Raw genomic sequence first — 5,868 nt, forward strand, 5'->3', positions numbered from 1 at the left:
AGAAGCAATATGCAGGGCCAGAGATGCCATTTTTGATATTCTGAAGGACGGCAGTGTTATCAGACTCGGCGGCAGCAGGGGATCGGAATTCGGCCGGGTGCGGATTCATGAGGTAACGAACAGCGCTAAGATGGCTCAGAACTGTATTCCGGATCCTGGCCCCGTTGATTCCTGTGGCAAAAGACAGCTCGTGCTCTGGTGTCTCGACGATGCCGAATTTCTGGATGCGGTGACCAGCTATGACTCTCCGGTACCTGACAATCCGGCTATGCTGTGGGCTCTTTCCCAAAATGGCATTACTGCCGTCTTCAAACCCGAACAATCCTTTGTCAGATCAGACAAGACCCGGCTTTACAACAACAAGCGCGGGGGACTGGAATCTGCCAGAGTCTTTGTCTGCCGGGGCAGTGTTCTGGTCTATGACTACGTGTACCAGGGGAACGAAGCGGAACTCAAAACTATCCTGCAAAAACTCCAGGAGGAGGGAGTGGGACTCTCCCGTCATCTGGGCTGCGGCCGAGTGCTGGTGAATCCCTCCTGTCTGGTTTCCCAGGGGGAAATAAAGGACGGGGTTAAGCTTTTTGAATCCGAATTCCGGTTTAAACCGGCTGCTGCTTCCCGCAGTTCCGAGCGGATTAAGGATCTTGAAGTCCAGTGGCTTATTGATATGCAGAAGTTCGCTCTTGATGATGCTGTCATCGATAAGCTTTCCGATAAACTGCTGGCGAAGATTGTCGACCTGTATAAAGCCGGCAGATCCTATCTGGGAATCAAAGATGATGATGATTTCGGTCCCGGCAAAACTCAGTGGATGGCCTTGAAAACCGCCCTGACATCTCTTCTTTCTCAGGATTTCAAGAAGGATGATATCAAGAAGAAGATAAAAGGAGTTACCGTGGCCGGCAAGGCTGAAAACAGGAACGGCAAGGACATGCAGGAGGATAAGATCTGGAACATTAAGCTGGAGTTCCTCAGTCAGGATCATGAAGAACAGGCTTTTGACGACTGTTTTTTGAAGCTGGTGGAACAGCTCTTTTCTGAAAAAGACAGTTCTGACTTACGGGTGTGCAAAGCCATTATAAGATGCATTGAGTTACATCTTACGCTGCATGACCCCTGCATTTATAAAGAGCTACAGGTTCTGAAGAATCAGAGGTCAGAAAACAATAAAGAGGAGAATGAATAATGTCCCATCTCATATTATCCCGGATTGTAATTGAAACTCTGTCTCCTCTGGCTTTGTCTTCCGGTGGGCATGATCTGGGCTCTTCCTCTGACGTGGCCCGGGATTGGAACGGTGTCCCCTATATCCCGGCAACATCTCTGATGGGTGTCTGGAGAAATGCTGCTGAAGCTTCCGGAAATGCCAAAGTCTGGCGGAAATGGTTCGGCTTTATCAACCGGAAATCTCAGGGCCAGGCTTCCCGCATAATCCTTTCTGACGGTCTTCTGGTGAACAAGGCCGGAGATGTGGGAAGAGGGCTGGTGCTTAAATCCAAGCTGGAGAAGGATGAATTTACCAGAACTAATTCCGCTCTGATTTTCAGCCGGGAACGTACCCGCATCAATCACCGCGGGGTTGCGGATGCGGGAGGACACGGAAAGTTTGACACCAAGTGTCTCCTCAAGGGCACCCGCTTCTCCTTCGATATCAAGGCCCATGTTGATGATGATGGCGATGGCAAAGTGCCGGCCTTCAGCAGAAAATCTTTGAATGAGATCATCAGCCTTATCGGACAGGCTTCCTTTGCCGTTGGCGGCGGCAAGACCAACGGTCTTGGCAGAGTGAAGGTTGTCGGCTTCCGGCAGGAGGATATCGACCTTAAAAAAGACAAGGGCGAGGGATGTCTCCAGAAAATTAAAGCCTTCAGGGAGAAAAAAGAACCCTATGAAGTGGAAGCGCTGAATTATCCGGGCATCTGTTTTGATGATAGCAAGTCTTCTGATAACTATGAAGAGCTCCTGAATATGACATTGAACGGTACCGGCGTCTTTACGGCGGGCACCGGATCTGCCTATCTGCATCAGGAACTGCAGAAGCTGACCGGCAGCACCGGAGTATCGCACCCCGGCACTGAGGATGCTGTAGTCTGGACAGGCTGTCAGGGACAGATCGTTCGGGAGCAAACCGACAAGGATAAGAAAGGCAGGGAGTTAGTTATACCCGGGAGTGAAATCAAAGGCATTATTGCCCACCGGGTAGCCTATCACTACAACCGGATTACCGGAAATCTGGCCGATGAGAATGACTTCTTCAGCAAGGAATATAAGATGCCCGAGGCGCTGGGGAAGCTCCTTTTCGGAATGGCCGGCAATGAAGGCAGTGAAGAGACCAAAAACAACACCCCCGAAAACAATGCGAAACCTGCCGGCGGAGGAGCCTCCACCGGTCTTGCCGGAAGGCTGCTTTTCCGTGATGCTGCGGTGGCGTATAAAAAAACCGGGGTACTGAGAAGTCATAACCGCATTGACCGAATCACCGGAGGTGTCATTGACAAGGCTCTGTTTACCGAGGAGCTGGTGGTAGATCCCGTATTCGACGTGAACATACTGGTGACCAAAGAGGCCGTTAAGGTTCTTTCCGGCGAGAAGACTCTTCCCGGAATTGATGAAAATACCGTGAAGAATGTGATTCAGGCTCTTAAGAGAACCGTTTTTGATCTGGAGACCGGACTCCTCCCTATAGGAGCCAAGACCGGGAGAACCCTCTGCGAATTCACCGGAAAAATTAACGCATGTCATCCGCTGCTGAATTACAAAATTAAGCAGGGCGACAGCAAAGAATCAGAAGGAAGACAGTAATGAGCAATGTTACAGGTAACGGCTTCCGTATCAGCGATGAGGAAGCCAGACAGATGTTAACCGATCTCGGGAAGAGTCTGAAACTGAAAGATTGGATATTCAGCGCTGCTCCGGTGGTTAAGCAGACTTTTGTTAAGAGGTCAGAACTGTGGGATCTTGCTGGAAAATTCCGAGCAACGGCCGGCTGGGTGCTTTTTACGGACGGACTGGCTAATTTCCTGAAGCTGTCCGAGAACGATAAGAATCGTGAGATTATGGAGCTGGAAATTTGCGATGACGGGACGGACAGCGGCAGCTGCACCCTGAGAGCGGTAATGTGCGCCGAGGATTATTATTCGGTAACACTGGTTAATGCTGTCGGGGCAGATGCCGTTTCGGAAGTTATGGAATGCATGAAGAATGGCAAAGACGGCGCTTCCGGAGAAGATTATGTTTATGCCTGCTCCGATGTGAGCACTCTTCTTAAAAACAGCTTTCGGGGAGTATCTGACGGAGCTGACAGCGCCTGGTACCGGGTTTGGTATCGCTGCCGCAGGAATGCTGATGACCAGACGGAAGCCTGCGGTCGCTGGGAGCCGTGGATGCAGCAGTTTATGGGATTTGTGAAAGCTTCAGGAGATGCGGTATGACATCAAGTATTATTGCGCCTTATAACTTTGTGCCTCTTTCGAAGAAGGTTTTTGCTCCCGACTGGGCCTACAGCGTTTCCCATGACGTCCCTCTCAAGGACAGTGTCAGCGGCTTTATAGATCTGGAGCTTACCAATCACGGTGATATCTGTGTCGGAGCCAGAAAAGACAGCCAAGATAGGGTTGTCTGGGCCCGGGATCCTGAGGATGAGAACAGGTTGGTAATTCCCGGAAGCTCGGTGAAGGGGATGCTGAGAAATGTTCTGGAGATAGTTTCCCTGGCCAGACTGACCCCGGAGTCTATGTATCAGAACCAAAAATTCTGGTTCCGCGAACTCTTTGCCAACTCAGATTATATGAAAAAGTACACTTCCTATAAAAGACTCTGTGGCTGGTTAAAGTATGACGACAGCACAAAGGAATGGAAAGTCAGACTGTCAAAGAATAAACACTCTCTTGTTAAGATTTTTGATGATGACCTGAATAAATTTTTGGGGCTTACCGGGAATGATCGCATATTAAACTTTAATTCCGCTAAGCCGAATATCAACGATCAGGATAGTGCCCAAGAAAAGTATAAAAAGGCTCTGAAATCCAGGTATCGTCTGGATCTTAACCAAAAAATCAAGGTAAGCTGTATTCCGGTTCCGCCGGCCGGCTACACTGAAGGCTTCGATAAGGCTGACGGCAGCAGTGTTTCCCTGGCTAATGCTGGCGATGCAAGTGATGACAGCAATTTGGTGGGTTATGTAGTGTTTTCAAACTATCGGGTGGCTGACATCAGCACCATGGCTGACAAGGCTTACAGTTATGTGTTCCCGGCAGATAATCTCAGTGATCCTGTAACTGTTGATTCCTGTATGGTAGAGCTTTTTACCGGAAGCAGTAACAGCGAAGCGGTTCAGAATACCTACAAATATCTCAGGGAACATCAGAACCTCGAGCTGGGCATACCGGTATGGGCATTTTTGAACAAAGAGGATAAAGTTGAGGCTCTCGGATTTGCCAGAATGCCCAGACTTGTCTGCGAACATGACACCCAGAAAGTTACCGCCTGGCATCAGACTGCTCTGGTAACTGAGTGGGGACTGGCAGATGAATGTTATTTCTCACTTCCAGAGGTGATGTTTGGTACGGTGAGAAAGGAGTTTGGTCAGATAAGCCTTAAAAGCCGCATCAGCTTCTCGGATATGGTATCCGATCAGATTTCCAGTGAGAACTTTGAGGATATGTCCATGGTGCTGAATACTCCCAAGCCGTCGTTTTATAACATGTATCTTGAGGATTGCAGGTCATATTCATCTGGGGGGGTACCTCCAGTAGCCACCGGCTTTAAGAGATACCGCTGTCAGGATTGTTCCACTACCGGCGCCAAGGGGAAAGGTGCGGTTACCTCAACCTTGGAGGTGCTGAAAAAGCCAAATACTGTCTTCAAGGGAAGGGTGATGTTCCATAACCTGAAAAGGGAGGAACTGGGGGCTCTTCTGTGGTGCCTCAGCCTCGGGGAATCCTTTGAGGGGCTTGGGAATTCACTGTACTATCACAGCCTCGGACATGGCAAACCCTACGGTCTCGGAGCCGTGCAGTTCAAAGGGATCACTGTTAAAGTGGCTGATTATGAAAGCTTTGACATGCCCCCCCTGCCCACGGTGGAGCTTGATGCCTTGATGGAGAGCTTTGCTGATCTGATGGACAAGGAGTTTGAGAATATTGGAGCCAAGAATTATGTCTGGAGAAATTCCGTTCAGGTGGAATTTCTGAAGTCTCTGGCCAGACTGCATAATGATTATGCGACACCAGGCAGCTTGGTTTATAACGATCTTAAAGATTTCCGCAAGATCAGGAAAGCGGGGCTGTCAGTTCCGGGCGTTGCACGGCTCAGTGGCAGCGGAAATATTAACCGCAAGATTTCCGTCGATCCCAGTGAAAAACTAAAGCTTGAACAACTGGGAGAAAAGTACATGGGTAATGTCAATTATGAGGAAAGACTAAAAAGTGCTGATGATACGCTGGATACTAATAGTTATGAAGCATATCTGAAACTAATTGAAGCCCAAAATGAGAAAAGATTAGAAGAAAAAGCAAAAGAAGCTAAGCTTTCCGAAATTAGCTGTGAAGTACTCAGGGACTTTATAAGTAAGTTTAACGGTAATTTGGAAGTTCTGCCCAGTGTCCTTCAGGCACCTGACATTCGCCAGTTCCTCATGGACATGATAAAAGCGCCCCAGCTTAATGACAATGATAAAGTTCAGTTGGAGAGTATTTTGAAATCCGGATGGTTTAGTAAATTCATCAATGTCAGTAACAAGAAAAATAAGGACGAAAGAAAGGCTCTTGTAAGACAGGTGAAGGAAAAGCACGGTATCCAGTGATTTAGCTCCTGCTCAGGCGAAGGCTCCGCTTCGAAAGATCGGGGCCTTTTAAGTCTGGGAACACC

General features: G+C 48.7%; 4 protein-coding genes. All 4 read left to right on the forward strand.

Going from position 1 to position 5,868, the window contains the following annotated elements; translation table 11 throughout:
- A partial coding sequence (locus ACJROR_RS14065) for a hypothetical protein (RefSeq protein ID WP_406547652.1) occupies window positions 1-1,186 on the forward strand: 1,186 nt, incomplete at its 5' end.
- Entirely contained in the window at window positions 1,186-2,802 is a 1,617-nt protein-coding gene (locus tag ACJROR_RS14070) for an RAMP superfamily CRISPR-associated protein (protein WP_406547653.1), read from the forward strand. The genes ACJROR_RS14065 and ACJROR_RS14070, both read left to right, overlap by 1 nt.
- A complete protein-coding gene (locus ACJROR_RS14075) occupies window positions 2,802-3,431 on the forward strand; it encodes a hypothetical protein (RefSeq protein ID WP_406547654.1) in 630 nt (209 codons plus the stop codon). Before ACJROR_RS14070 ends, ACJROR_RS14075 begins: the two co-directional genes overlap by 1 nt.
- On the forward strand, window positions 3,428-5,803 hold the full coding sequence (locus ACJROR_RS14080; protein ID WP_406547655.1) for a TIGR03986 family CRISPR-associated RAMP protein: 2,376 nt from the start codon (window positions 3,428-3,430) through the stop codon (window positions 5,801-5,803). Before ACJROR_RS14075 ends, ACJROR_RS14080 begins: the two co-directional genes overlap by 4 nt.
- Window positions 5,804-5,868: the final 65 nt, after the last annotated feature.

The sequence above is a fragment of the Succinimonas sp. genome (assembly GCF_045225735.1).
Taxonomy (GTDB): domain Bacteria; phylum Pseudomonadota; class Gammaproteobacteria; order Enterobacterales; family Succinivibrionaceae; genus Succinimonas.

Coding starts and splice junctions, on each gene's coding strand:
- ACJROR_RS14080 (WP_406547655.1), top strand. CDS start 3,428: ATGACATCAAGTATTATTGCGCCTTATAACTTTGTGCCTCTTTCGAAG.
- ACJROR_RS14070 (WP_406547653.1), top strand. CDS start 1,186: ATGTCCCATCTCATATTATCCCGGATTGTAATTGAAACTCTGTCTCCT.
- ACJROR_RS14075 (WP_406547654.1), top strand. CDS start 2,802: ATGAGCAATGTTACAGGTAACGGCTTCCGTATCAGCGATGAGGAAGCC.